Source organism: Paraburkholderia lebeckiae, from assembly GCF_014201005.1.
GTDB lineage: Bacteria > Pseudomonadota > Gammaproteobacteria > Burkholderiales > Burkholderiaceae > Paraburkholderia > Paraburkholderia tuberum.
The window spans coordinates 218,517-242,609 of sequence record NZ_JACHDK010000006.1 but is presented as its reverse complement, the minus strand read 5'-3'; the positions used below and the strand labels follow the sequence as shown (position 1 = coordinate 242,609).

Below are 24,093 nucleotides of genomic sequence, written 5' to 3'. Positions count from 1 at the left end.
TCGCTTTAGCGCGGATCGACCGCGGCCTGCGACTTCTGCGCATGCGCATCGTACGCCTCCACAATTCGCGCGACCAGCGGATGCCGCACCACGTCCGCGCTCGTGAAACGCGTGAGCGCGATGCCGCGCACGTCCGCGAGCACCTGCTGCGCTTCGATCAGCCCGCTCTTCTGGCCGCGCGGCAGGTCGACCTGGGTCGTGTCGCCGGTGACGACCGCCTTCGAGCCGAAGCCGATTCGCGTGAGGAACATCTTCATCTGCTCGGGCGTGGTGTTCTGCGCCTCGTCGAGGATGATGAACGCGTGATTCAGCGTGCGGCCGCGCATGTACGCGAGCGGCGCGATTTCGATCATCTGCCGCTCGAACATCTTCGCGGTTTTGTCGAAGCCGAGCAGGTCGTACAGCGCGTCGTAGAGCGGGCGCAGATACGGATCGACTTTCTGCGCGAGATCGCCCGGCAAAAAGCCGAGCCGCTCGCCCGCCTCGACCGCCGGACGCGTCAGCACGATGCGCTTGACCTGGTCGCGCTCGAGCGCGTCGACCGCGCAGGCCACCGCGAGGTAGGTCTTGCCGGTGCCGGCCGGGCCGACGCCGAACGTGACGTCGTACGACACGATCTGCTTCAGGTACTCGCGCTGCGCCGGCGTGCGGCCGCGCAGATCCGCGCGTCGCGTGTACAGCTTCGGGCCGTATTCCTCGAAGTCGTCCTCGCTCGCATTGGCGTCGGCGGGCTGGTCGAACGGGTGATCGGGATTGCCGGCGAAGTGCGCGTCGACGGTGTCGCCATTGCCGTTGCCATTCGGGCGATGACGCGCCGGATGGCGCACTTCGACGAGCGCGAGCTGGATGTCGTCGACCGACAAAGGCTCGCGCGCGTTGTTGTAGAAGTTTTCGAGCGCGGTCAGCGCGAGTTTCGCGCCGCGCCCGCGGATCGCGATGCGGTGGCCGCGGCGCTGCAGGGTTACGTCGAGCGCCTGCTCGATCTGCCGCAGATTTTCGTCGAGCGGTCCGCAGAGGTTGGCGAGCCGCGCATTATCTTCGCGCGGTGCGGTGAATTCCAGATGCTGCTGAGTGGTCTTCAAGGCGGTGAGTCGATCCTGTCGGTTGCGGTACTCAGAATGTCGTTCAGTGCGTCGTCGCGGCGCTGTCGTCGTGAACCATCACGAGTTCACCACGCAGCGAGTGCGGATACGCGTGCACGATCTTCACGTCGACCATCTGGCCGATCAGCCGTGCATGCGACGCGACCGGCGCCGGGAAATTGACGACGCGGTTGTTCCCGGTGCGGCCCGCGAGCTCGTTCGGGTCCTTGCGCGCCGGGCGCTCGACCAGAATGCGTTCGACCTTGCCGACCATCGCGTCGCTGATGCGCTGCACGTTCTCTTCGATCGTGGCCTGCAGATGTTGCAGGCGCTTGAGCTTCACCTCGCGCGGCGTGTCGTCGTGCAGATTCGCGGCCGGCGTACCGGGACGCGGGCTGTAGATGAACGAGAAGCTCGTGTCGTACTTCATCTCTTCGACGAGCGCCATCATCTTCGCGAAATCTTCCTCGGTCTCGCCGGGGAAGCCGACGATCATGTCCGTCGACAGCGACAGGTCCGGGCGGATCGCGCGCAGCTTGCGGATCACCGACTTGTACTCGAGCACGGTGTAGCCGCGCTTCATCGCCATCAGGATGCGGTCGGAGCCGTGCTGCACCGGCAGATGCAGGTGGCTGACGAGCTTCGGCACCTTCGCGTAGGTGTCGATCAGTCGCTGCGTGAACTCCTTCGGATGCGACGTCGTATAGCGGATCCGTTCTATGCCGGGGATGTCCGCGACGTATTCGATCAGCGTCGCGAAGTCGGCGATCTCGGTCGAACCCACGCTCAGCGCTCCACGATAAGCGTTGACGTTCTGGCCGAGCAGCGTGATTTCGCGCACGCCCTGTTCGGCGAGACCGGCGATTTCGGTCAGCACGTCGTCGAGCGGACGCGACACTTCCTCGCCGCGCGTGTACGGTACGACGCAGTAGCTGCAGTACTTGCTGCAGCCTTCCATGATCGACACGAACGCGCTCGGACCTTCGACGCGCGCCGGCGGCAGGTAATCGAACTTCTCGATTTCGGGAAACGAAATGTCGACCTGCGCGCGGCCGCTCGCGCGGCGCTCGTCGATCAATTGCGGCAGGCGGTGCAGCGTTTGCGGACCGAACACGATATCGACGTACGGCGCGCGCGCGACGATCGATGCGCCTTCCTGACTCGCGACGCAGCCACCCACGCCAATGATCAGATTCGGATTCGCGTCCTTCAGCTCGCGTACGCGGCCGAGGTCGGAGAAGACTTTTTCCTGCGCTTTTTCGCGCACCGAGCAGGTATTGAACAGGATCACGTCGGCGTCTTCCGGCGTGTCGGTCTTGACGAGTCCTTCAGCGGCACCGAGCACGTCGACCATCTTGTCGGAGTCGTACTCGTTCATCTGGCAGCCAAAGGTCTTTACATAAACTTTCTTGGTCATCGAATTTCGCCGGTCGCAGTGGTTAACCTGGGGGCGTCGTAAAAAGGTGAAGGAGGCCGCGGCGCGGGACAGCGCGGCGCGTGATGGCCAGCTTGCGCGTGTCTTTGCAGCGTAACTGCATATTATAGCCCTTCACGCAACGGGGGTTTCGGCGCTGATTGGCCGGTCCGGCGGCAGTCCCAGCAGGCTTTCCAGTTCATCCGACACCTGCGCGAAGCGCTCGGCGAGGAAATCGAGCAGCACGCGCACGCGCGGCGCCATGAAGCGATTGCGGTGATACAGCGCGTGCAGGGGGGCATCGGGGTAGCGCCATTCCGGCAGCAGGATCTTCAGGCGACCGGCGCGCAGGTCCGCTTCCACGTCCCACATCGATTTGATCGCGATGCCGTAGCCGCGCAGCGCCCATTCGCGCGCGACCGCGCCGTCGTTGGTTTCGCGCGCCGCTTCGAACGGCACGCTGTAGTGCTGCACCTCGTCACCGCGCGTGAAGCGCCATTCGCTGGCCGGCCCCGATGCGGTGCCGAGCACGATGCAGTCGAAATTGGCGAGGTCGAGCGGGTCCTTCGGCTCGCCGCGACGCCCGACGTATTCCGGTGATGCGCACAGCACCCGCCGGTTCGGCGCGAGCCGGCGCGCGACCAGCGAGCTGTCCTGCGGCACGCCGAAGCGGATCGCCAGATCGATGTCCTCCTGCACGAGATTGGCCAGCGCATCCGACAGCGTCAACGCGAACGTCACGTCGGGGTACAGCGCGTTGAATTCGTCGAGCCAGTGCATCAGCAGGTTGCGGCCGAAGTCCGAGGTCGCCGACACCCGCACCTTGCCGCGCACGACGCCCTGGCCCGCTTGCAGCGCGGCTTCGGCGTCGTCCAGCGATTGCAGCGCCTGGCGGCAGCAGTTCAGGTAGAGGCGGCCTTCGTCGGTGAGCCGTAGCTGCCGCGTGGTGCGCTCGAACAGGCGCGCTTTGAGCCTCGCTTCCAGTTTCGCGAGCCGCGCGCTCGCCGCGGCGGGTGTCAGGCCCATCTTGCGGCCCGCCGCCGACAGGCTGCCTTGCTGCGCCGCTTCGACGAAGAGGCGGATGTCGCCGAGGTTATCCATCGCTGGCTTTCAAGCAGAATTTGAAAATGCTTCAAATGCTACGTCAATTATCAAATTGGCGTCACGCCGCGACAATGCAGCCGTCGAAACTCCGCTGCTGTCCTTCGCCATGCAACTCGATCACGCGACCATCGTCACCGCGCCAAGCCTTTCAACCCAAACCCTGATCCCACCTCATTCCCGGAGCGGAAAAATGCCCATTCCATTACTCGCGCTCGCGATTAGCGCCTTCGCCATCGGTACGACCGAATTCGTCATCATGGGCCTGTTGCCCGAAGTGGCGCGCGATCTGGCCGTGTCGATCCCGTCCGCTGGCCTGCTCGTCAGCGGCTATGCGCTCGGCGTCGCGGTCGGCGCGCCACTGCTCGCGGTAGTCACGAGCAGGATGTCGCGCAAGTTCGCGCTGCAGCTGCTGATGGGCGTGTTCATCGTCGGCAATGTGTTGTGCGCGGTGGCGCCGGGCTATTCGGTGCTGATGATCGCGCGCGTCGTGACCTCGTTCGCGCACGGCTCGTTCTTCGGCATCGGCGCGGTGGTCGCGGCCTCACTCGTGCCGGCCGAAAAGCGCGCGAGCGCGATCGCACTGATGTTCACGGGCCTAACGCTCGCGAACGTGCTTGGCGTGCCGTTCGGCACCTTCATCGGCCAGCAGTTCGGCTGGCGCGCGGCGTTCTGGATCGTCAGCGGCTTCGGCGTGCTGTCGCTCGCGGGCATCTGCGCGCTGGTGCCGAACCGCCACGACACCGGCCCCGCCGGCCTCGCCCACGAAGTGCGCGTGCTGAAGGACCCACAAGTGTGGACCGCCCTCGCGATGACGGTGCTCGGCTTCGGGGGCGTGTTCGTCGTGTTCACCTATATCGCGCCGATCCTCGAGCAGGTGAGCGGTTTTTCGCCGCGCGGCGTGACGCTGATCCTCGTGCTGTTCGGCGTGGGCCTGACGGTCGGCAACATGGTCGGCGGCAAGCTTGCGGACCGCGCGCTGATGCCGTCGCTGATGGGCACTCTCGCCGCGCTCGCGGTCGTGATGGCGATCTTCGCGCGCACCAGCCATTCGCAAGCGGCTGCCGCGATCACGGTGTTCGTGTGGGGCATCGCGGCGTTCGCGACGGTGCCGCCGTTGCAGATGCGTGTGGTCGAGAAGGCGGCCGCCGCGCCGAATCTCGCGTCGACGCTGAACATCGGCGCGTTCAACGTCGGCAATGCGGCGGGTGCGTGGCTCGGCGGTCTCGTGATCAATCACGGTCACGTGCTCGATACCTTGCCGTGGGTCGCGGCCGCGGTCAGCGTCGCCGCGCTGCTGCTGACGTGGTTCGCGGCGCGCATGGATGCGCCGGCGCGCGCGCTCGCGCAAAGCGCGTGAGTCGTCAGTTGCTTGCCTCCGCCATGCTGATAACAGTGTGAAGATAACTTCGTTGGGTGCGGCGAAAGCCGATGCTATCTTGCTTCCAATTACTGCTCTTGCGCCGCCTGGCGGCGCTCTGGAGGCCAATATGCATTCCCCGCTCGCGCTGGTCCGCGATCCGTCGGCCGATGCCGATACCGATGCGGCGGCGCGCTCCGCCGAACCCTTCGATGCGCTCGAACAGCTGGTCGGCGTGAATCTGGCGCGGCTGCGCGCTGAACGGCAGCTTTCGCTCGATGCGCTGGCGCGCGCGTCAGGCGTGTCGCGCGCCATGCTCGCGCAGATCGAGTCGGCGCGCAGCGTGCCGTCGATCAAGGTGCTGTGCAAGGTGGCGGCGGCGCTGAAGGTGTCGGTGGCGGCGTTCCTGCGGCGTCACGCGACCAACGGCTTCGAGCATCTGCCGGCCGAGCGCTCGGCCCGCGTGGTCAGCGCGAACGGTCGCTACTCGGTGCGGCCGCTGTATCCCGACCACGAGTCGATCGCCGTCGAGTTTCACGAACTGCGCATCGCCCCGCTGCATACCGAAGCGGGCGTGCGCCGCGCGCCCGGCACGACGGTGAATCTGGTGGTCAGCGACGGTACGCTCGAAGTCAGCGTGCACGACCAGCGTCAACTGCTCGCGACCGGCGACGCGATCGTGTTCGACGCCGACCAGCCGCACAGCCTGCGCAATCCCGGCGACACCGAGGCGCGCGCGTTTCGCGTGACGCTGCGGGCTGAGACGCCGCCGCGCTGGGAAGTCCCGGCCGCGGGTGCCGCACGCGACGAAGCCGCGCGCGAAGGCGTGCCGGGTTGAGAATCGACGGCGTCCGAGGTTCAAGCGCGGGTCAGGGCGTCGATGCAGGTCCAATGCAGTGAGTAGGGTCTTTGTTCGTCGCGCTGCAGCGCTCGCGCGACTGTTGTATGCTTCGCCCGCCGGTCGAACCGGCAATCAGTGCGTCTTCAGGGCGGGGTGAAATTCCCCACCGGCGGTAGGCCGGCAGCGCGACAGCGTGAGCCGGCAAGCCCGCGAGCGCCCGCATCGCTTAGCCTTCGGAATAGCGGAGACAGGCGCGGGGTCAGCAGATCTGGTCAGAAGCCAGAGCCGACGGTCATAGTCCGGATGGAAGAAGATGTGCATACAGTCATGTGCGTTCCGTGCCGCCGCCTGTAGCCTGGACGGCGTATCAGCGTCCGCTTTCGCGCGGCGCCTGGGCGCGGCGCGTGTCAGTCTGTTTGCAATGCCCTGAAACGTTTCTCGCCCAACTTTTGCGATGAGCGTTTCAACCATGTCCTTTGCTACTTTTCCCGCTCCGTCGACGACTGCAGACGATGCCTTCGCCGATCTCCCGCTGCTTGCCACCGAAGCCGTTCCGCCGCGTATCGCCGCCGCCTTGCAGGCGCTGCGCGAGGGCCGCGCCGTGGTGCTGCAGGACGACCACGACCGCGAGAACGAAGCCGATCTGATCGTCGCGGCCGAGCGCCTGTCGGTCGAAACGATGGCGCTGCTGATCCGGGAATGCAGCGGCATCGTCTGCCTGTGCCTGCCCGACGACAAGATCCGCGCGCTCGAACTGCCGCCGATGGCCGTCAACAACGAAAGCCGTCACGGCACCGCGTTCACGGTGTCGATCGAAGCGCGCGAAGGCGTCAGCACCGGCGTGTCCGCGCAGGATCGCGTGACCACGATCCGCGCCGCGATCGCCGATACGGCCAAACCCGCCGACATCGTGCGCCCCGGCCACGTGTTCCCGCTGCGCGCGATGCCGGGCGGCGTGCTGGCGCGGCGCGGCCACACCGAAGGCACCGTCGATCTGGCGATTCTCGCGGGCCTGAAGCCGGCCGGCGTGCTGTGCGAACTGATGAACGCCGACGGCACGATGACGCGCGGCGCGGACGTCGAGCGCTTCGCCGCGCAACATGATCTGCCGATGCTGACGATCGCCGAGCTGGTCGAGTTTCGCGCATCGCTCGCGCAGGTGCGCGAGGGCGCGACGGCCGAGGCTTGACGGGCCATCCATCGAGCGGCACGCGACGTCATGACGCAAAAAGCCGGTTCTTCTTCCGAAGAACCGGCTTTTTTATCGGCGTTGCGCAAAACCGCTACGACTGCACGTCGCCGAATTCGCCGCGCACGCCTGCCTCGATGAGCGCCGGCAGTTCATCCATATGCCTGGTGATTCGCGTGATACCCATCGCGCGCAGCTCATCCGCGTAGCCGTCCGGAATATGGCTCGCGCCGACGAACGCGATCGTCTTCATACCTGCCGCGCGCGCCGCGTTCAACCCCGCGACGCTGTCCTCGACGACGAGGCAACGCGCCGGCTCGACGCCAAGCGTCGTCGCCGCGAACAGATAGACGTCCGGATACGGCTTCGGCCGCGCGACCTGCTCGGCGCTGAACACGCGCTCGCCGAAAATTTGCTGCAGACCCGCGCGCCGTACCGATGCGGCGACGCGCGACATACGGCTGTTCGACACGACCGCTGCCGGCAGCGTCACGCGTTGCAGCGCGTCGCGCACGCCGTGGATCGGACCGAGCGACGCGGCGAGCGCGAGCTCGACGTTGTGCTCGATCGTACCGAGGAAGTTCGCGGGCAGCGTGATGTCGAACCGCGTTTCGAGGCCGGCGAGAAAGCGCGAGGTTTGCTGGCCGAACGCGGTTTTGACGACGGGGGCGAAATCGATGCCGGGGAAGGTGGCCGTCAGCGTGTCGAACATCACGCGATCGGCGATGACTTCACTGTCGACGAGCACGCCGTCGCAGTCACAGATGAGGTGGTCGATCATGCCTGAAAAACGGTAAGCGCAAAGCGCGCGGGCGGCGGGTTGCGGGCCCGCGCGCCGGGATGAAAAGCGTCATCATACGTACTTTCGGACCGCGTCCTTTTGGCGTTCTGCGCGCCCGCGGCCTTACGGCGTATCGGCCCAGGCCTTCGCCGCGCGGATCGCGCGCTGCCATCCATCGAGGCAGGTCCTGACCTCCGCATGCGGTAGCGCCGGCGTGAAGCGGTGCTCGAGCTTCCACTGGCTTTTCAACTCGTCGATGTCCTTCCAGTAACCCACCGCAAGACCGGCCAGATAGGCGGCGCCGAGTGCGGTCGTCTCGGACACCTGGGGGCGCACCGTGTCGACGCCGAGGATGTCGGCCTGGAACTGCATCAGCAGATTGTTCGCGCAGGCGCCGCCATCCACGCGCAACTCGCCGATGCGAATGCCCGAGTCGGCTTCCATCGCCTTCAGCACATCGAGCGATTGATAGGCGATCGAATCGAGCGCCGCGCGCGCGATATGCGCGGAGGTCGTGCCGCGCGTGACGCCGAACAGCGTGCCGCGCGCATGCGCGTTCCAGTGCGGCGCGCCGAGGCCGGCGAAGGCGGGCACGAGATACACGCCGTCGCAATGCGGCACGCCGCGCGCGAGCGTTTCGATTTCCGCCGCGTTCCTGATGATGCCGAGGCCGTCGCGCAGCCACTGCACCACGGCGCCGCCGATGAAGATGCTGCCTTCGAGCGCGTAGTCGATACGCTCGCCGATCTGCCAGGCGATCGTCGTGACGAGATTGTTCTTCGATTCGATCGGTTTGGCGCCCGTGTTCATCACGAGGAAGCAGCCGGTGCCGTAGGTGTTCTTGACCATGCCGGACTCGGTGCACATCTGGCCGAACAGCGCGGCGTGCTGATCGCCGGCGATGCCCGCGAGTGGAATCTTCGACGCGAACACGGTGGTCACCGTCGGTCCATACACTTCCGACGACGGCCGTACTTCCGGCAGCATGCTGCGCGGAATGTCGAGCGCGGCGAGCAGTTCGTCGTCCCACTTCAGGGTGTGGATGTTGAACAGCATCGTGCGCGACGCGTTGGTCACGTCGGTGACGTGCAGCGCGCCCTTCGTGAAATTCCACATCAGCCAGCTGTCGACGGTGCCGAACGCGAGCCGGCCCTGACGCGCTTTTTCGCGCGCGCCTTCGACGTTGTCGAGAATCCAGCGGATTTTGGTCGCCGAGAAATACGAGTCGATCGGCAGGCCGGTCTTCGCGCGCACGCTCGCTTCGAGACCCTGCGCTTTCAGGTCGTCGCAGAAGTCGGCGGTGCGGCGGTCCTGCCAGACGATCGCGTTGTAGATCGGGTGGCCGGTTTCGCGATCCCACACGATCGTGGTTTCGCGCTGGTTCGTGATGCCGATCGCCGCGATCGACGTGCCGTTCATGCCGGCTCGCGTGACCGCTTCGGCGGCGACGCCGGCCTGCGTCGACCAGATTTCCTGCGGATCGTGCTCGACCCAGCCCGGGTGCGGGTAGATCTGCTGGAATTCCTTTTGTGCGGTCGACACGACGTTGCCGCGCCGGTCGAACAGCATCGCGCGCGAGCTGGTGGTGCCTTGGTCAAGCGCGAGAACGTACTGATCCAGCATTGTCTCTTCTCCATGCATGTTACGGATCGCCGGATTGCTGACCGGCGATGCGGGCGGCGTGTTGTTGTGAGCGGGCCGCCATAGTGTGAGGGCGCGTGCCGGTGTCGTCCAGCCGAAGCTGCGGTGGGGCCGGCCCCGGGACGCGCGGATGGTGTGCGCCCTCTCTACGGGCTCGCGCCGTTCGCTTCACCCGGCATTGGCGCCGCGTTGTGTTTGCCGCCGCTTTTGTCGGGGAATGCCAGTTTGCCCGGCAGGGCCGCCTACGCGCTCTGCCGGGCCGGTTCGCGCGCGAACCACGCGTCGATATCGCGCGTAACCTCATCGAGCGTGCCCGGCTCGACGTGCAGGCCGAGCTTCGAGCGCCGCCACAGCACGTCCTGCGCGGTGCGCGCCCATTCGGTATCGCGCAGATAAACCAGCTCGGCTTCGTGCAGTCCCGGCGCGAACTCGCGACCGAGCTCGGCGCGCGAGCGCGCGAAGCCGATCACGCGATTCGCGCGCGTGCCATACGCGCGCGCGAGCCGATGCACGAGCGACGCCGGCAGCCACGCATGCTCGCGCGAGAACTCACCGAGGAAGCGATTGAAGTTCGCCTGTGCGATGTCGCCGCCCGGCAGCGGCGCGTCGACGGTCCACGCGGACCCGCCGTGGCGCAGCGCGTCGGTGAGCGTATCGACGGCCTGCTCGGCGAGCTTGCGAAACGTCGTGATCTTGCCGCCGAACACCGACAGCAGCGGCGCCTGTTCCGCGGGCGCGTCGAGTTCGAGCGAGTAGTCGCGCGTGACCGCCGACGGATTGTCCGCGTTCTCGTCCTCCAGCAGCGGGCGTACGCCCGAATAGCTCCAGCGCACGTCGGCCGGCGAGATCTTCTGCCTGAAGTAGCGGTTGATCGAATCGCACAGATACTGCGTTTCGTTGGCGTCGATCGCGACTTGCGACGGGTCGCCGCGATATTCGAGGTCGGTGGTGCCGATCAGCGTGTAGTCGTGCTCGTAGGGAATCGCGAAGATGATCCGCTTATCGGCGTTCTGGAAGATGTACGCGTGGTCGTGTTCGAACAGGCGCCGCGTGACGATGTGGCTGCCCTTGACGAGCCGCACGCTATGCGACGATGGCCGGCCGAGCGCGCCCTTGAGCAGCTCGCCGACCCACGGGCCCGCCGCGTTCGCGATCGCGGCGGCGCGCACGTCGAGCGTCGTGCCGTCCGCGCGTTGCAGTTGCGCGCGCCACTCGCCGCCGGCGCGCTCTGCGTTGACCAGCTTCGTGCGCGTGAGGATCGTCGCGCCGCGCTCGTGCGCGTCGAGCGCGTTCAGGACGACGAGGCGCGCGTCGTTGACCCAGCCGTCCGAATAAACGAAGCCGCGCTTGATCGTTTCGACGAGCGGCGCGCCGGCCGGATGCCGGCTCATCACGATGCCGCGCGAGCCCGGCAGCAACTCGCGTTTGGCCAGATGGTCGTACAGGAACAGACCCGCGCGGATCAGCCAGGCGGGGCGCAGATCCGGCATATGCGGCATCACGAAGCGCAGCGGCCAGATGATGTGCGGCGCCGCGCGCAGCAGCGTCTCGCGCTCCTGCAGCGCCTTGCGCACGAGCCCGAACTCGCGGTACTCGAGGTAGCGCAGGCCGCCGTGGATCAGCTTGGTACTCGCCGACGAGGTGTGCGCGGCCAGATCGTCCTGCTCGCACAGCAGCACCGCCAGGCCGCGGCCGGCCGCGTCGCGGGCGATGCCGGCGCCGTTGATCCCGCCACCGACGACGAGCAAATCGTATTTCGTGCCTTGCGTCATCTGGTGAGCCTCTGCATCGAATCTGGGAGTAAGTTGGAAAGCGGATTGAACGAATCATGTTCGTTTTCGAACTTTAATGAACATATTCGAAAAAGTAAAGTTCGCTTGGACCCGAGCATGCCTGGGTCGAATAGCACGGGAGTGGCGCAATACGCGACCGCGGACGATACTCTCGGCAGCAGCCATTTCGAGGTGATGTATGCGTGGACTTTTGATGATCGGCGCGGCCGCGCTTGTGGCGGGATGCGTGAGTACGCCGAGTCTGGAAGGGACGAGGGGCGCAACGTCGTTCGAGGCGTTGCAGAAGATGTGCTCGCCGCAAACCGTCGACTACGGCAGCGACGCGCAGATCGTCTATGAGACGTTTTTCGATGCCTATGTGGCGAACCGGCGCGGCCGGCTGTCGAACGACGACTTCTGCGCGTTCCAGGCATCGATCGCGCAGCGCCATGCGAGCGAGGCGACGAGCAGCGATCCGAAAGTGCGCAACCAGTGGGTCGAGTTCTTCAACGAGCAGCGCGCAAGGGCGATCAGCTGGCGTGCGAGTGCCGATCCGACCTTGCGTAACGGGTAAGCGGCAGCGGCTCGACCGGCGAGCCTCACTCTCGCGCCGCCCGCCCGGCGCACCGGTTCACTTGTGCGGCGCCAACGCTCCGCGCCACAGCATGCGCAAAATCTGCGCGAACACGGCTTCACGTGATGGCTGCGGCGCTCCGTCGCCGGCGGAATCGGCCTGTTGCGCCGCCGACGGCGGTAGCTGGTTCGCGAGCGCAAGCATCGTGAAGCCGTGCAGGCTCGTCCAGTACGCATAGCCGATCAGGCGCGGATCGCCTTCGAGAATACCCGCCTCGACGAGCCGCTCGAAGTGCGCTTCCAGCAAACGCCACGCGCGCTGCGACGCCGCGGCCAGTTCAGGGTAAGCGCCTTGCTGTTGCGGCGTCTGATCGAACATCAAACGGTAGGCGTGCGGTTCATCGAGCGCGAAGTCGACGTAGGCCCGGCTGACGGCGCTGTGATCGATGGCGGGGGCGTTCGCGGGGATGCCGCGCGCGGCCGCCTCGAGGCGCGCGGCGAAGCGGTTGAACGCGGCGGCGCGGACCATCGCCAGAATTTCTTCCTTGTCGCGGAAATAGCGATACGGTGTCATCGCGCTGCAGCCGAGCTCCTTCGTCAGCTCGCGCATCGTCACGCCTTGCGCGCCGCGGGTTGCAAATGCGTTTTCGGCGACGCGTCGCATGGCTTCGCGAAACTGCTGGATGTCGTCGGCGGAGAGCGTCTTGGGCATGCGCGAGGGCGGGAAGTCCGTCGCGTGAATTTACTGTGTAAATGAGATGCGCACAACAAAGCGCCGCGAATGCAGCTCGCTGTCAGGTGAATTGAACGATACGAGCCCCGGCAGTCGCGAGCGAAGCGCGCGGCGCATCCGCCAAGGCGGCGCGGATACGCCGCCAACGGCTCTCGGATCGAACGACAGGGAATCTCAGGAAAAACGTTTGATGGCCCGCAATGCGGTGTCGCCGGTTTCGGTCACGCGCCATTCTTCGTTGCCCGATGCGAGGCGCTCGAGTTGCACCAGTTGGCGTTCGAGCAACGCATCGAGTTCTTCTCGGCCCATTTCGACCTGGTTGGGGGCGTCCTTGACTAGCAACAACGTGGCGAATTCATGCGGACTCAGCATCGTTCTCTCCATGTCAGCAAATTGCGGACAACCTTGCAGTCGACCGGCAGGCCGGGGCGGGGTCCGCTAAAGGATCAGTGCGGGAGGTACGGCTTACACGACAGATTCACATAACCGACGCCGTGCGAAACTCGCAACGCACGTTGGGGAACTGGAGTGTAGGCGAGCACCGATGAAACGCCAACCCGGTCCCCGTAAATTTTCCATTTGACAATTTGCCGCGCGATAGGCGGTCTGGCCCCGCGGCCAGATTCTTGATTTCACGCGAGGTTTTGCGTGCACCGCAGCATGGCGGAGATCGCCTGGAATTATCCGGCGATATAGATTTGACAATTCGCGGCGTTCAGCGCCTCGGCCATGTCGGCGGGCGGCGCGGCGTCGGTGAACAACGCGTCGATCTGCTCCAGATGCCCCTGGCGAACTAGAGCGGGGCGGCCAAACTTGGAGTGATCGGCAGCGAGGAACACGGTGCGTGCGTGCTGGATGATCGCCTCGGCGACACGCACTTCGCGCGTGTCGAAATCGCGCAGCGTACCGTCCGTTTCGATGCTCGACGTGCCGATGATCGCGAAATCGACTTTGAACTGCCGGATGAAGTCGATCGCCAATTCACCGACGATGCCCTTATCCCACGGCCGCACGATGCCCCCCGTCACCAGCACTTCGCAATCCGGGTAGCCGCTCATCATGCTCGCGACGTTCAGATTGTTCGTGATCACGCGCAGTTCACGGTGGCGGTTCAGCGCGCGAGCCACTTCCTCGGTGGTCGTGCCGAGGTTGATGAAGAGCGATGCCTGATCGGGAATGTGAGTGGCAACTAGCGCCGCGATGCGTCTTTTCTCTTCATGAAACATGCGCTGGCGCGCGGTGTAGGAGACGTTCTCGGAACTGGTCGGCAGACTGGCGCCGCCGTGATAGCGGCGCAGCAGATTCATATCGGCGAGCCAGTTGACGTCGCGGCGGATCGTCTGCGGGGTGACGTCGAAGTGGCTCGCGAGGTCGTCCACGGTCACGAAGCCGTCGCGTTGAACCCACTCCAGCAATTCCTGTTGCCGGGCGTTGAGAGTCAGGCGGGGGTCTCGTGTCATGTGTCTCGTGTGGTGGCTGTCGTGTCGGCGTGGTCCGTCGCGATCATCAAGCGACGGGCAGGAAGCCCGCCGTCGACGAACGCGATTGCGGCTATTGTAAGACCACTGCGCCCCATGTCCGCCAACTGGCGCAATCCGCTGGAACTCGCCGCGAACGCTCTGAACCTGCTCGAACCTTCATTCAGGCACAATATGCATTTATTCATTTGATAAATGAATTTGTTTTTTGGCTCGCTTCGCGATGCAATCCTGGGTTCCGCGATTTACCCGCCTTACAACCTTTCCCATGATGTCCGGCGACTTTTTCGTGCCGGCCCGCGCTTTCGAGAGTGTTCGACATGACTGGCTTCAGCAACTGGCAAAACCCTTATCCGACGCAACGTCTGCCCGTATTCGCACGCAATATCGTTTCGACCTCGCATCCGCTCGCGGCGCAGGCCGGGCTGCGCATGTTGTGGAAGGGCGGCAATGCCGTCGACGCGGCCATCGCGGCCGCCGCAGCGATCACAGTGGTCGAGCCGGTGTCGTGCGGCCTGGGCGGCGATGCGTTCGCGCTCGTGTGGGACGGCAAGAAGCTGCATGGTCTGAACGCTTCGGGCGTGTCGCCGGCTGCGTGGAACGTCGATTACTTCAAGCGCAAATACGGCGAGGAAAACGGCTTCGCGAAACAGCCGAAGCGTGGCTGGGACGCCGTCACGGTGCCGGGCGTGATCGCCGGTTGGGAAGCGCTGCACCAGAAGTTCGGCAAGCTGCCGTTCGCCGACCTGATGGAGCCGGCCATCGAGATCGCCGAGCGCGGTCACGCGGTGGCGAGCATCGTCGCGTACAAATGGGCGGCCGCGGTGCCGGAACTGAAGGATCAGCCGGGCTTCGCGCAGACCTTCATGCCGCGCGGCCGCGCGCCTGAGGTCAGCGAGCTGGTGCGCTTCCCCGGTCACGCGAAGACGTTGCGCCTGATCGCCGAGCAGGGCCCGCGCGCGTACTACGAAGGCGAGATCGCCGAGCGGATCGCCGCGTTCGCACGCGAAGGCGGCGCCGCGCTGAGCGCCGACGATCTCCGCAACTACCGCGCGGACTGGGTCGAGCCGATCGGCAAGGACTATCGCGGCTACACCGTGCATGAGATTCCGCCGAACGGCCAGGGCATCGCGGCGCTGGTTGCGCTCGGCATCCTCGAGAAGTTCGACGTGAAGTCGCTGAAGGTCGACAGCGTCGAGTCGCAGCATCTGCAGATCGAAGCTATGAAGCTCGCGTTTGCCGACCTGTATCGCTATGTGGCCGATCCGCGGTCGATGGAAGTCACGCCCGAGCAGATGCTAGACGACGCGTACCTGAGCTCGCGCGCCAAGCTGATCGATCCGAAGCGGGCGACGCACTTCGACTTCGGCATGCCGAAGGCGGGCGGCACCATCTACATGTCGGCCGCGGACGAGAGCGGCATGATGGTCAGCTTCATCCAGTCGAACTACATGGGCTTCGGCTCGGGCGTGGTGGTGCCGGACAGCGGCATCGCGCTGCAGAACCGCGGCTGCGGCTTCTCGATGGATCCGAAGTCGCCGAACGTCGTCGAGGGCGGCAAGCGGCCGTTCCACACGATCATCCCGGCGTTCCTCACCCAGCAGGTGAACGGCCAGCAGGAAGCGGTGATGAGCTTCGGCGTGATGGGCGGCGACATGCAGCCGCAAGGCCATCTGCAAACTGTGGTGCGCATGCTCGACTACGCTCAGCAGCCGCAGGCCGCGTGCGACGCGCCGCGCTGGAAGGTCAACCGCGACTTCACGGTCGATATCGAGTCGACGCTCGATCCAAAGACCACCGAGGGCCTGCAGAAGCTCGGCCACACGATCAAGTCGGTCGACGATCCGTACATGGACTTCGGCTCCGGCCAGTTCATCTGGAAACTCGATCGCAACGAGCCGGAGCGCGGCTACGTCGCAGCCAGCGACAGCCGCCGCGACGGTCTCGCCGCCGGCTTCTAGGCCACAACGAGGCAACGTCCGGGGCCGAGGTCCGCACCGGGACTCAGGTCCGACACCCGGGTAACACGTAACGAACGCGCGGCATGCCGTATGCCGCGCTATTGCGCGCCCGCCAGCCGCCTCGCTGACCCAGGCGGTGCCGCACCTACCACAGCTATCACGCAGCAGACAGGCAGGAGACCATCATGAACACCCCCGCGTCGCACTCGACGACCGCTTCCCCCCACGCCGCGCCGCTTTCGAAAGCGATGGTGCGGCGGATCGTTTTCTCGTCGTCGATCGGTAACGCGCTCGAGTGGTTCGACTTCCTGGTCTACGGCTACTTCGCGACGATCATCGCGAAACAGTTCTTCCCGATGCAGGACGAGTGGCTGTCGACGCTGCTCGCGATCGCCACTTTCGGCCTCTCGTTCCTGATGCGCCCGCTCGGCGCGATCGTGCTCGGCGTATACGGCGACCGCAAGGGCCGCAAGGCGGCGCTCACGCTCGCGATCGCGCTGATGATGGTCGGTACTTTCACGATGGCCGTGATGCCGCCGTTTTCGACGATCGGTCTCGCGGCGCCGCTGCTGGTGCTGCTGGCGCGGCTCGTGCAGGGCTTCGCGGTCGGCGGCGAGTTCGGCAGCGCGACCGCGTTCATGGTCGAGCACAGCGCGACCCGGCGCGGCTACTACGCGAGCTGGCAGTTCGCGAGCCAGGGTCTCGCGGCGATCACCGCGGCGGCCTTCGGTTCGCTGCTGACCGCGTGGCTGCCGGCCGAGCATCTGAACAGCTGGGGCTGGCGTGTGCCGTTCGTGTTCGGTCTGCTGGTCGGGCCAGTTGGCTACTACATCCGCTCGCATCTCGACGAGACGCCCGAATTCCTCGCATTGCGTGAAGAACGCGCGGCTCGCGAGGCGGCTGGCGAGCACAAGGTCGTCAGCGGAACGAAGGACGCGTCGTTCTCGAATCAGTGGGTCAACCTGCTGCTCGCGATCGGCATGGTTGCGCAGTCGACGGTCGGCGTGTACGTGCTGCAGCTCTACATGCCGCTTTACGCGGTCAAGCAGCTGCATATGGCGGCGGCTGCGTCGTTCGGCGTGGTCGTGCTGAACGGCGGCATGCAGTTCATCTTCTCGCCGATCATGGGCGCGCTGTCCGATCGCATCGGCCGAATTCGCATCATGCTGAGCACGTCGATCCTGATGGGCCTGCTGATCTATCCGATGTTCGCATGGCTGCAGACACATCCGACGATTGGCTGGCTGCTCGTGCTGCAAGGCGTCGCCGGTATTTTCAAGGCCTCGTACTCGGGGCCGATGCCCGCGCTGATGTCGGAGATCTTCCCGACCCAGGTGCGCTCGACTGGCCTTTCGATCGGTTACAGCATCGGCGTGACGATCTTCGGCGGCTTCGCGCCGACCATCGTCGAAACCTTCATTCATTTGACCGGCGACAAACTCGCGCCAAGTTATTACGTCCTGCTTGCGGCAGTGCTCTCGGGCGTATCGCTGATCATCGTCGCGCTGCGCATGCGTCGCGTGCGTCCCATCGCGGGCGACGTCCAGCCTGCCTGAGGAAGAGGGGCTCGCCTGGAGGGCCCGCCCGTGTCCCCGACCCCGCCGGGTCTGATGTCTGTCCGAAAAGCCAGCCTTTTGGGCTGGCTTTTTTTTTGCCTTGCGCACATGTTTTAACACGTTGGAAGATTTCGACTATCTTGAAATCGGAACTGCGTCGATGCGGCATGGTCTGTGCTGTGTGATCTGCATGGTCGGACATCTCCGGCTACCATGCAGAGTACAAGGGCCCAACTCTAATTCACGGCGTTGTATCCGACACGCAGAAACATCACGGCGAGCGCGGGGGGCAGTTGCGAAGAACTCCACGGGTCGGTACAGCATGGGAGCAAGACACGATGCACACAGAGCTGAACCATGTCATGCCCTGGCGGATCGAAGACATCGATCTGACGCGCATTGACCGTCAGAAGGCCGCGGCCAACGAGGACCTGCTGCTGTTGCTGTGCGCGGCTTCGTTCATCGAAAGCGGCACCGATCTCTACACCAGCAATCTGAGTACGTTTTTCAACGACGACCCTGAGGTCTCGGCCTGGCTCAACCACGAGTGGGAGCCCGAGGAAATGCAGCACGGCCGGGCGCTGAAGACCTATATCGCGTATGTATGGCCCGAGTTCGACTGGGACACCGCGTTCCGCAATTTCATGGGCGAGTATTCGCTCACGTGCTCGGTCGAGGATTTCGAAAAGACCCGCGCGCTGGAGATGGTCGCGCGTTGCGTGGTCGAAACGGGTACCGCGACGCTGTACCGCGCGATCAACGAGTGCTCGGACGAAGCGGTGCTCAAGCAGATCACCGACAACATCCGCACCGACGAAGTCCGTCACTACAAGCACTTTTTCAGGTACTTCAAGAAGTACAACCGGATCGAGGGCAACGGTCGGCTCGCGGTGCTCGGCGCGTTGATGCGTCGCGTGATGGAAATCAAGAACGAAGATTCGGAGATCGCATTGCGGCACGTGTTCGCGATTCGCTATCCGGAGCGCGTGCACGACTCCGCGTATAACCGCGAGCGCGCGGCGCGCATCAACAAGCTGGTGCGCCGCAATCTGTCCGCCGACATGTGCGTGAAGATGCTGCTCAAGCCACTCGATCTGCCGGCGCGCATTCAGCCGGGCGTGCATTATCCGCTCGCGAAGATCACGCAACACGTATTCTTTCGCTGAGCCATCGATCGTTGCGCGAGGCATCGGCTGAATGCAGCTGCAACGACCTGACGAAACGAACCAGAGCCCGCTTATGCGGGCTTTGGTTTTTTCGAGGCATGATGGAGCTTTACCGACTACTTCGACTGGATCGATGGCATGAGCGCTTCCTCCTCCGCATCTACGTCCGCGCGTCCGCTCGAACAGATCGTGTTCGACGAATGGCCGGCCAACGTGCGCGCGTTGTTCGACGGTTCGTCGCTTGCGGACAAGCTGGGCTTCACCGCGTCGCTACTGACCGTCGATGCGAACGGCCACGTGCGCACATCTCTGCTGAGCGTCGGCGAACTCTATGCGCCCGACTCGCGCACGCTGTGCGTCGCGCTATGGCCGCAGGCGCGCGCGACGCGCGCGATCGCGCAAAGCGGGCGCGCGGCGCTGAGCTTCGTCTGTGACGCGGCGTTCTATCAGGTGCAGTTGCGTGTCGCGCCGCTGCCCGGTGTTGCTGGCGACGACAGCGGGCTTGTCTATCTGCTCGGCTCGATCGACACAGCGGAGGCACAAAGCGTCCGTTATGCGCGCCTGACGGGCGGCATCACGTTCGAATTGCAAGGAGAGGGGAGTGTGGTGCTCGAGCGATGGGAACGGCAGGTCGAGCATTTGAAGCAGGCTGCCGCCGCGAGCAGCCGTTAGTCTTCGAGCAGGGAAGCGCTAACGGCTGATGCGCGGGCAGCCTTTAGGCCGCGCGACGCTTAACGGCCACGGTCGCCGTTGCGCGACGGTTGCGCACGACGCGGCGCATCGTTGCGCTTCGCGCCGCCGCCGAGCAACGCGCCCGGATTGCCGTTGTGCGAACGATTGCCCTGCGGCTTGCGCGGCGCATGATTCGCGGGAGCGCCATCATGCGCGGCGGCACGCGGCCGATCGTCGTGACGCTGCGTATCGCGACGCGGCTGATTGCCATTGCCGGCCGGCTTCGTACCTTGTGGCCGCGGCGTGGGCTGAGCGTTCGACGCACGCTGGCCCGAACGCTGACCCGTGCCTTGTCCCGAACGCTGACCGGAGCCTTGAGCCGGCTTGGCCGGTGGGCCACCACCAGCACCGCCGTCACGACGCACCGCACCTTGTCCCTGGCGCGGCGAGCGCCCGCCGCCGCCCTGCCCGCGTCGCAGGATCGGCTCCGGCTTCGCGGTCGGATCCGGCTCGAAACCGGCGATCACTTCCTGCGGGACCGGACGCTTGATCAGCTTCTCGATGTCCTTCAGCAACTGCAGTTCATCGACGCACACGAGCGACACCGCCTCCCCGGTCGCACCCGCGCGACCCGTGCGGCCGATGCGATGCACGTAGTCTTCCGGCACGTTCGGCAGATCGAAGTTGACCACGTGCGGCAACTGATCGATATCGATGCCGCGTGCGGCGATGTCGGTCGCCACCAGCACCTGCAGCGTACCGTCCTTGAACTCGGCGAGCGCGCGCGTGCGTGCCGACTGGCTCTTGTTGCCGTGAATCGCGAGCGCGCTGATGCCGTCCTTCGCCAGCTGCTCGGCGAGGCGATTTGCGCCGTGCTTGGTGCGCGTGAACACGAGCACCTGGGACCAGCTGTGCTGACGGATCAGATGCGTGAGCAACTCGCGCTTGCGGTCGCGATCGACCGGGTGAATCTTCTGCGCGACCGTTTCGGCCGTCGTGTTGCGGCGCGCGACTTCGATCAGCGCCGGCGAGTCGAGCAGGCCATCGGCGAGTGTCTTGATCTCATCGGAGAAGGTCGCCGAGAACAGCAGGTTCTGGCGCTTCGGCGGCAGCTTCGCGAGCACGCGCTTGATGTCGTGGATGAAGCCCATGTCGAGCATGCGGTCGGCTTCGTCGAGCACGAGGATCTCGAGATGCGACAGGTCGATGGTCTTCTGCTGCATGTGATCGAGCAGACGGCCCGGCGTCGCGACGACGATATCGACGCCGCGCCTGAGCGCATCGATCTGCGGATTGATGCCGACGCCGCCGAACATCACGGTCGACTTCAGCTTCAGATACTTGCCGTAGGCGCGCACACTTTCTTCGACCTGCGCGGCGAGTTCGCGCGTCGGCGTGAGGATCAGCGCGCGGACCACGCGCTTGCCGCCGGCGGCCGGCGGCATCGAATTCAGGCGCTGCAGGATCGGCAGCGTGAAGCCGGCGGTCTTGCCGGTGCCGGTTTGCGCGCCGGCGAGCAGATCGCCGCCGTTGAGCACGGCCGGGATCGCCTGAGTCTGGATCGGAGTCGGGCTGGTGTAGCCGAGTTCATTGACAGCGCGGACCAGCGGTTCGGACAAGCCGAGGGAATCAAAAGACATAAAAGCTCTTTGCAATGCAGTGTCGCGAACGGCCCCGCTGGGTCCAAAGGACCCCAACGCGGAAAAACCAGCGCGGAATCGACACGCCCGCATGGCGTGTTCGAGGGCCGAGGCCCGGTTCCGTTCACGGAGAAATCGGCGGCACGCTCACAGATGTGCCGAATGTTTCAACGCGCTATGCAGACACGTCGACTGGCCTTAAGTTGCAATTCGTCGCCGTGGAATGTCACGCGACATAGCGCGCGACACTGACGAATTGACACAGACTGCCCGCCAGTACGAACAGGTGCCAGATACCATGTCCGTGGCGGATGCGCTCGTCGTTGATGAAGAAATAGATGCCGACGCTATAGATGACGCCGCCGGCCACGAGCCACGCGGTCCCCGCGGCCGGCAACGCCTGCACCAGCGGGTTGACGGCTACGAGCGCGAGCCATCCCATCAACACATACAGCACCATCGACACGCTGCGGGTGCGTCGCCCGAGCGTGAGTTCCTGCACGATGCCGAGGGCAGCGAGCCCCCAGCTCACGCCGAATAACGACCAGCCCCACGGTCCACGCAACGTGACGAGCGTGAACGGCGTGTAGCTGCCGGCGATCAGCAGGTAGATCGCCGAATGATCGCATTTCTGCAGAATCGCCTTCAGACGCGGATGGCTGACGCTGTGATACAGCGTCGAGATCGCATACAGCACGAACAGCATCGCACCATATACGGCGAAGCTGACGACCTTGTAGGCGTCGCCGGCGAGCGCGCCCATCGTGACGAGCGCCGCCAGCCCCACCACCGACAGCACGGCGCCGACGAGATGGGTAATGCTATTCAAACGCTCACCGAAGGGCACAACTCTTTCCTCCTGCACGGTCCCGCGAGGGCGACCACCAACACAAACAGGCCCACATGATACCGGTCCTGAAAAAACGAAGGGCGCGGCCGCGAATTTCGCAGGCCGCGCCCGGGGTGCATCGAACCCTGCTTAGTCGAGCGGCGCCGAACGCAAGTCGGCCACTTGCTGCGGCGACACGGCCGTGCCGTGGTTGCCCCAGGACATACGGATGTACGTCACGACCGCTGCCACTTCCTGATTCGACAGAGCCTGCGCGAACGGCGGCATGCCATACGGATGCGGGTTCCCCTCCGTGCTCGGCGGATAACCACCGTTCAGCACCATGCGGATCGGGTTGACCGCGGACGGCATCTGGATCGACTGGTTGTTCGCGAGCGGCGGGAATGCCGGCGGCCGGCCGAGACCGTTTTCCTCATGGCACTTCGCGCAGTTGTCAGCGTAGATCTTCTGACCTTGCTTCAGCAGTTCGCCGCCGAATTTTTCCGAGGTTTCGAGCTGCAGCGGTTCCGGTGCTTCGCTCTTCTGCGGAATCGTCTTCAGGTACGTCGCCATCGCGTTGATGTCTTCGGTCGACAGATACTGCAGGCTGTTGTGAACCACTTCGGCCATCGGACCGAACACCGCGCCGCGGCTCGACACGCCGGTCTTGAGCAGGTCGGCGATGTCCTTGAGGTCCCAGTCGCCGAGGCCGGCTTCGCGGTTCGACGTCAGCGATGGCGCATACCAGTTCTGTAGCGGAATCAGGCCGCCCGCGAACGCGGCCGAGTTGACCGGGGCGCCCATCGCATTGATCGACGTGTGGCACATGCCGCAGTGACCAAGGCCTTCGACCAGATACGCACCGCGGTTCCATTCGACCGACTTGGTCGGATCCGGCTTGAACTCGCCTTCACGGAAGAACAGCGTGCGCCAGCCGATCAGCATGTTGCGCTGGTTGAAGGGGAATTTCAGTTCGTGCGGACGGCTCGGTACGTTGACCGGCGTGACCGAGCGCAGATATGCGTAGATCGCGTCGGAGTCCGCGCGCGTGACCTTCGTGTAGCTCGTGAACGGGAAGCCCGGATAGAGCAGGCTGCCATCTTTCGAGCGGCCGGTGTGCATCGCGCGATAGAAGTCGTCCTGGGTCCACTTGCCGATGCCGTACTGGTCGTCCGGTGTGATGTTCGGCGTGAACATCGTGCCGAACGGCGTGGCCATGGGCAGGCCGCCCGCGAACGGCAGGCCGCCGCGCACCGTGTGGCAGGCGATACAGTCGCCGGCGCGGGCGAGGTACTCGCCCTTCTTGATCAGGTCGGCTTGGTCCGCGGGCGTTGCCGCCACGGCCACGCCGCTGCTATGCAGATGATCGCCGCCCGACCACAGGACGGGAACGAGTGCGGCGGCCGCGACCACGACGACTGCCGAGAGGGCGAACAAAGACTTGCGTTTCATTTGAATGTCTCTCCCGGCGCCTTATTGCGGTTCGCTGCCGCAGGCAAGCGGAGTCTTCAAGGAGCGGGCCGGAGCCGGCACGGGGTTTTGCGGAGCCTGCTGCATGGAAAGCCAGGCCGCGACGGCGTTCACGTCTTCGTCGCTGAGGCGCGTGGCGATGGTGTGCATGCAGTCCGGCGCGATCGCGCGACGCGTGCCCGAGCGCCATGAGCCCAGCTGCGCGCTGATGTAGTCGGCGTGCAGGCCGACGAGACCCGGGATTGCCGGTTCCATACCGGTCAGCGCCTTGCCGTGGCAGGCCGCGCAAGCGGGCACCTGCTTGTTCGCATCACCGTGCAGCACGATCTGCTCACCGCGCGCGAGCGTGGCGGCCGAGACCGTCGGCTTGGCCGGCGTCGGATACGGCGGGCGCTGTTGCGAGAAGAAGCTGGCGATCTGACGCAGGTAGTCGTCGGAGAGATACGTGACGAGGTAGTTCATCGGCGGGTACCTGCGGCGCCCTTCACGGAAGTTCTGCAATTGATTGAACAGATATCCCGCCGGCTTGCCCGCGAGGCGTGGGAAGTAGTCGTTGTCTGTACCTTGCCCATGCGACCCGTGGCAGGCCGTGCAGCCTTGCACGCGCGCTTCCATCGTGTCGGGGGCCTTCGGTTGAGTCTGCGCTTTCGCTGCGCTATAGACACCCGCGGTGCCGATCAACAGAAGGGCAAGCAACGGGCGGAAGAGGCGTCTTGAAGACACGCGTAACTCCATCAGAATCGGGGACCTGACCGAACTTCGGGCGGCTCGGTGTGAAGGACAACCGTCGCTGCGGCGACGCAGCATTCTATCATCGAAGGGTAATAGTGACTA

General features: G+C 65.1%; 21 protein-coding genes and 1 riboswitch. Of the genes, 8 read left to right on the top strand and 13 right to left on the bottom strand.

Features of this window, described 5'->3' with window-relative positions; translation table 11 throughout:
• Positions 1 to 5 precede the first annotated feature (5 nt).
• From HDG39_RS14230 to HDG39_RS14220, 3 genes are all read right to left on the bottom strand, one after another.
• Entirely contained in the window at positions 6 to 1,082 is a 1,077-nt protein-coding gene (locus tag HDG39_RS14230) for a PhoH family protein (RefSeq protein WP_018421764.1), read from the bottom strand.
• A 43-nt stretch (positions 1,083 to 1,125) separates the two neighbouring features.
• Positions 1,126 to 2,499 carry a tRNA (N6-isopentenyl adenosine(37)-C2)-methylthiotransferase MiaB gene (miaB, locus tag HDG39_RS14225; RefSeq protein ID WP_184006507.1) on the bottom strand — a complete coding sequence of 458 codons (1,374 nt, stop codon included), beginning with the start codon at positions 2,497 to 2,499 and terminating at the stop codon, positions 1,126 to 1,128.
• Positions 2,500 to 2,631: 132 nt separating this feature from the next.
• Positions 2,632 to 3,597 carry a LysR family transcriptional regulator gene (locus HDG39_RS14220; protein WP_184006506.1) on the bottom strand — a complete coding sequence of 322 codons (966 nt, stop codon included), beginning with the start codon at positions 3,595 to 3,597 and terminating at the stop codon, positions 2,632 to 2,634.
• A gap of 193 nt (positions 3,598 to 3,790) precedes the next feature.
• Here HDG39_RS14220 and HDG39_RS14215 point away from each other — a divergent pair, with 193 nt between their 5' ends.
• The 3 genes from HDG39_RS14215 to ribB all read left to right on the top strand — a co-directional run bounded on the left by HDG39_RS14215 (position 3,791) and on the right by ribB (position 6,987).
• On the top strand, positions 3,791 to 4,957 hold the full coding sequence (locus HDG39_RS14215) for an MFS transporter (RefSeq protein WP_184006505.1): 1,167 nt from the start codon (positions 3,791 to 3,793) through the stop codon (positions 4,955 to 4,957).
• Between the two features lie 130 nt (positions 4,958 to 5,087).
• Positions 5,088 to 5,795, top strand: coding sequence for a helix-turn-helix domain-containing protein (locus tag HDG39_RS14210; protein ID WP_184006504.1), 708 nt, complete (start codon positions 5,088 to 5,090; stop codon positions 5,793 to 5,795).
• Positions 5,796 to 5,933: 138 nt separating this feature from the next.
• A riboswitch (FMN riboswitch) is annotated at positions 5,934 to 6,117 on the top strand.
• Between the two features lie 150 nt (positions 6,118 to 6,267).
• Positions 6,268 to 6,987 carry a 3,4-dihydroxy-2-butanone-4-phosphate synthase gene (gene ribB, locus HDG39_RS14205; RefSeq protein ID WP_184006503.1) on the top strand — a complete coding sequence of 240 codons (720 nt, stop codon included), beginning with the start codon at positions 6,268 to 6,270 and terminating at the stop codon, positions 6,985 to 6,987.
• Between the two features lie 94 nt (positions 6,988 to 7,081).
• On the opposite strand, the gene HDG39_RS14200 is transcribed toward ribB, so the two are convergent.
• The 3 genes from HDG39_RS14200 to glpD all read right to left on the bottom strand — a co-directional run bounded on the left by HDG39_RS14200 (position 7,082) and on the right by glpD (position 11,181).
• A complete protein-coding gene (locus HDG39_RS14200) occupies positions 7,082 to 7,768 on the bottom strand; it encodes an HAD family hydrolase (RefSeq protein ID WP_184006502.1) in 687 nt (228 codons plus the stop codon).
• A 123-nt stretch (positions 7,769 to 7,891) separates the two neighbouring features.
• Positions 7,892 to 9,391: a glycerol kinase GlpK gene (gene glpK / locus HDG39_RS14195; protein ID WP_184006501.1), complete on the bottom strand. Its 1,500-nt coding sequence runs from the start codon at positions 9,389 to 9,391 to the stop codon at positions 7,892 to 7,894.
• A gap of 260 nt (positions 9,392 to 9,651) precedes the next feature.
• Entirely contained in the window at positions 9,652 to 11,181 is a 1,530-nt protein-coding gene (glpD, locus tag HDG39_RS14190) for a glycerol-3-phosphate dehydrogenase (RefSeq protein ID WP_184006500.1), read from the bottom strand.
• A 199-nt stretch (positions 11,182 to 11,380) separates the two neighbouring features.
• On the opposite strand from glpD, the gene HDG39_RS14185 reads away from it, so the two are divergent.
• Positions 11,381 to 11,755: a hypothetical protein gene (locus HDG39_RS14185; RefSeq protein WP_184006499.1), complete on the top strand. Its 375-nt coding sequence runs from the start codon at positions 11,381 to 11,383 to the stop codon at positions 11,753 to 11,755.
• A gap of 57 nt (positions 11,756 to 11,812) precedes the next feature.
• On the opposite strand, the gene HDG39_RS14180 is transcribed toward HDG39_RS14185, so the two are convergent.
• From HDG39_RS14180 to HDG39_RS14170, 3 genes are all read right to left on the bottom strand, one after another.
• Positions 11,813 to 12,466, bottom strand: coding sequence for a TetR/AcrR family transcriptional regulator (locus HDG39_RS14180; RefSeq protein WP_184006498.1), 654 nt, complete (start codon positions 12,464 to 12,466; stop codon positions 11,813 to 11,815).
• A 195-nt stretch (positions 12,467 to 12,661) separates the two neighbouring features.
• Complete coding sequence (locus HDG39_RS14175) at positions 12,662 to 12,859, bottom strand: hypothetical protein (RefSeq protein ID WP_018421753.1); 198 nt, start codon at positions 12,857 to 12,859, stop codon at positions 12,662 to 12,664.
• Between the two features lie 308 nt (positions 12,860 to 13,167).
• Positions 13,168 to 13,947, bottom strand: coding sequence for a DeoR/GlpR family DNA-binding transcription regulator (locus HDG39_RS14170; protein WP_026226032.1), 780 nt, complete (start codon positions 13,945 to 13,947; stop codon positions 13,168 to 13,170).
• Positions 13,948 to 14,285: 338 nt separating this feature from the next.
• On the opposite strand from HDG39_RS14170, the gene HDG39_RS14165 reads away from it, so the two are divergent.
• The 4 genes from HDG39_RS14165 (at position 14,286) to HDG39_RS14150 (ending at position 19,320) form a co-directional block, all read left to right on the top strand.
• A complete protein-coding gene (locus HDG39_RS14165) occupies positions 14,286 to 15,926 on the top strand; it encodes a gamma-glutamyltransferase family protein (RefSeq protein ID WP_184006497.1) in 1,641 nt (546 codons plus the stop codon).
• Between the two features lie 185 nt (positions 15,927 to 16,111).
• A complete protein-coding gene (locus tag HDG39_RS14160; RefSeq protein ID WP_184006496.1) occupies positions 16,112 to 17,482 on the top strand; it encodes an MFS transporter in 1,371 nt (456 codons plus the stop codon).
• Positions 17,483 to 17,820: 338 nt separating this feature from the next.
• Complete coding sequence (locus HDG39_RS14155) at positions 17,821 to 18,648, top strand: ferritin-like domain-containing protein (RefSeq protein ID WP_026226031.1); 828 nt, start codon at positions 17,821 to 17,823, stop codon at positions 18,646 to 18,648.
• 138 nt (positions 18,649 to 18,786) lie between these two features.
• Positions 18,787 to 19,320: a hypothetical protein gene (locus HDG39_RS14150; RefSeq protein ID WP_184006495.1), complete on the top strand. Its 534-nt coding sequence runs from the start codon at positions 18,787 to 18,789 to the stop codon at positions 19,318 to 19,320.
• A 59-nt stretch (positions 19,321 to 19,379) separates the two neighbouring features.
• On the opposite strand, the gene HDG39_RS14145 is transcribed toward HDG39_RS14150, so the two are convergent.
• The 4 genes from HDG39_RS14145 to HDG39_RS14130 form a co-directional block, all read right to left on the bottom strand.
• Positions 19,380 to 20,960, bottom strand: a complete 1,581-nt coding sequence (locus HDG39_RS14145; RefSeq protein WP_184006494.1) for a DEAD/DEAH box helicase — start codon at positions 20,958 to 20,960, stop codon at positions 19,380 to 19,382.
• 226 nt (positions 20,961 to 21,186) lie between these two features.
• Positions 21,187 to 21,807: a PAQR family membrane homeostasis protein TrhA gene (trhA, locus tag HDG39_RS14140; RefSeq protein WP_184006493.1), complete on the bottom strand. Its 621-nt coding sequence runs from the start codon at positions 21,805 to 21,807 to the stop codon at positions 21,187 to 21,189.
• A gap of 132 nt (positions 21,808 to 21,939) precedes the next feature.
• A complete protein-coding gene (locus HDG39_RS14135; protein WP_184006492.1) occupies positions 21,940 to 23,241 on the bottom strand; it encodes a c-type cytochrome in 1,302 nt (433 codons plus the stop codon).
• Positions 23,242 to 23,262: 21 nt separating this feature from the next.
• The gene (locus HDG39_RS14130) at positions 23,263 to 23,994 is read right to left on the bottom strand and encodes a c-type cytochrome (protein WP_184006491.1); all 732 of its coding nucleotides are present in this window, start codon (positions 23,992 to 23,994) and stop codon (positions 23,263 to 23,265) included.
• Positions 23,995 to 24,093 lie beyond the last annotated feature (99 nt).

Excerpts from the sequence above, each read along its gene's own strand:
- miaB (WP_184006507.1), bottom strand. The coding sequence starts at position 2,499 with ATGACCAAGAAAGTTTATGTAAAGACCTTTGGCTGCCAGATGAACGAG.
- HDG39_RS14220 (WP_184006506.1), bottom strand. The coding sequence starts at position 3,597 with ATGGATAACCTCGGCGACATCCGCCTCTTCGTCGAAGCGGCGCAGCAA.
- HDG39_RS14215 (WP_184006505.1), top strand. The coding sequence starts at position 3,791 with ATGCCCATTCCATTACTCGCGCTCGCGATTAGCGCCTTCGCCATCGGT.
- HDG39_RS14210 (WP_184006504.1), top strand. The coding sequence starts at position 5,088 with ATGCATTCCCCGCTCGCGCTGGTCCGCGATCCGTCGGCCGATGCCGAT.
- ribB (WP_184006503.1), top strand. The coding sequence starts at position 6,268 with ATGTCCTTTGCTACTTTTCCCGCTCCGTCGACGACTGCAGACGATGCC.
- HDG39_RS14200 (WP_184006502.1), bottom strand. The coding sequence starts at position 7,768 with ATGATCGACCACCTCATCTGTGACTGCGACGGCGTGCTCGTCGACAGT.
- glpK (WP_184006501.1), bottom strand. The coding sequence starts at position 9,391 with ATGCTGGATCAGTACGTTCTCGCGCTTGACCAAGGCACCACCAGCTCG.
- glpD (WP_184006500.1), bottom strand. The coding sequence starts at position 11,181 with ATGACGCAAGGCACGAAATACGATTTGCTCGTCGTCGGTGGCGGGATC.
- HDG39_RS14185 (WP_184006499.1), top strand. The coding sequence starts at position 11,381 with ATGCGTGGACTTTTGATGATCGGCGCGGCCGCGCTTGTGGCGGGATGC.
- HDG39_RS14180 (WP_184006498.1), bottom strand. The coding sequence starts at position 12,466 with ATGCCCAAGACGCTCTCCGCCGACGACATCCAGCAGTTTCGCGAAGCC.
- HDG39_RS14175 (WP_018421753.1), bottom strand. The coding sequence starts at position 12,859 with ATGCTGAGTCCGCATGAATTCGCCACGTTGTTGCTAGTCAAGGACGCC.
- HDG39_RS14170 (WP_026226032.1), bottom strand. The coding sequence starts at position 13,947 with ATGACACGAGACCCCCGCCTGACTCTCAACGCCCGGCAACAGGAATTG.
- HDG39_RS14165 (WP_184006497.1), top strand. The coding sequence starts at position 14,286 with ATGACTGGCTTCAGCAACTGGCAAAACCCTTATCCGACGCAACGTCTG.
- HDG39_RS14160 (WP_184006496.1), top strand. The coding sequence starts at position 16,112 with ATGAACACCCCCGCGTCGCACTCGACGACCGCTTCCCCCCACGCCGCG.
- HDG39_RS14155 (WP_026226031.1), top strand. The coding sequence starts at position 17,821 with ATGCACACAGAGCTGAACCATGTCATGCCCTGGCGGATCGAAGACATC.
- HDG39_RS14150 (WP_184006495.1), top strand. The coding sequence starts at position 18,787 with ATGAGCGCTTCCTCCTCCGCATCTACGTCCGCGCGTCCGCTCGAACAG.
- HDG39_RS14145 (WP_184006494.1), bottom strand. The coding sequence starts at position 20,960 with ATGTCTTTTGATTCCCTCGGCTTGTCCGAACCGCTGGTCCGCGCTGTC.
- HDG39_RS14135 (WP_184006492.1), bottom strand. The coding sequence starts at position 23,241 with ATGAAACGCAAGTCTTTGTTCGCCCTCTCGGCAGTCGTCGTGGTCGCG.
- HDG39_RS14130 (WP_184006491.1), bottom strand. The coding sequence starts at position 23,994 with ATGGAGTTACGCGTGTCTTCAAGACGCCTCTTCCGCCCGTTGCTTGCC.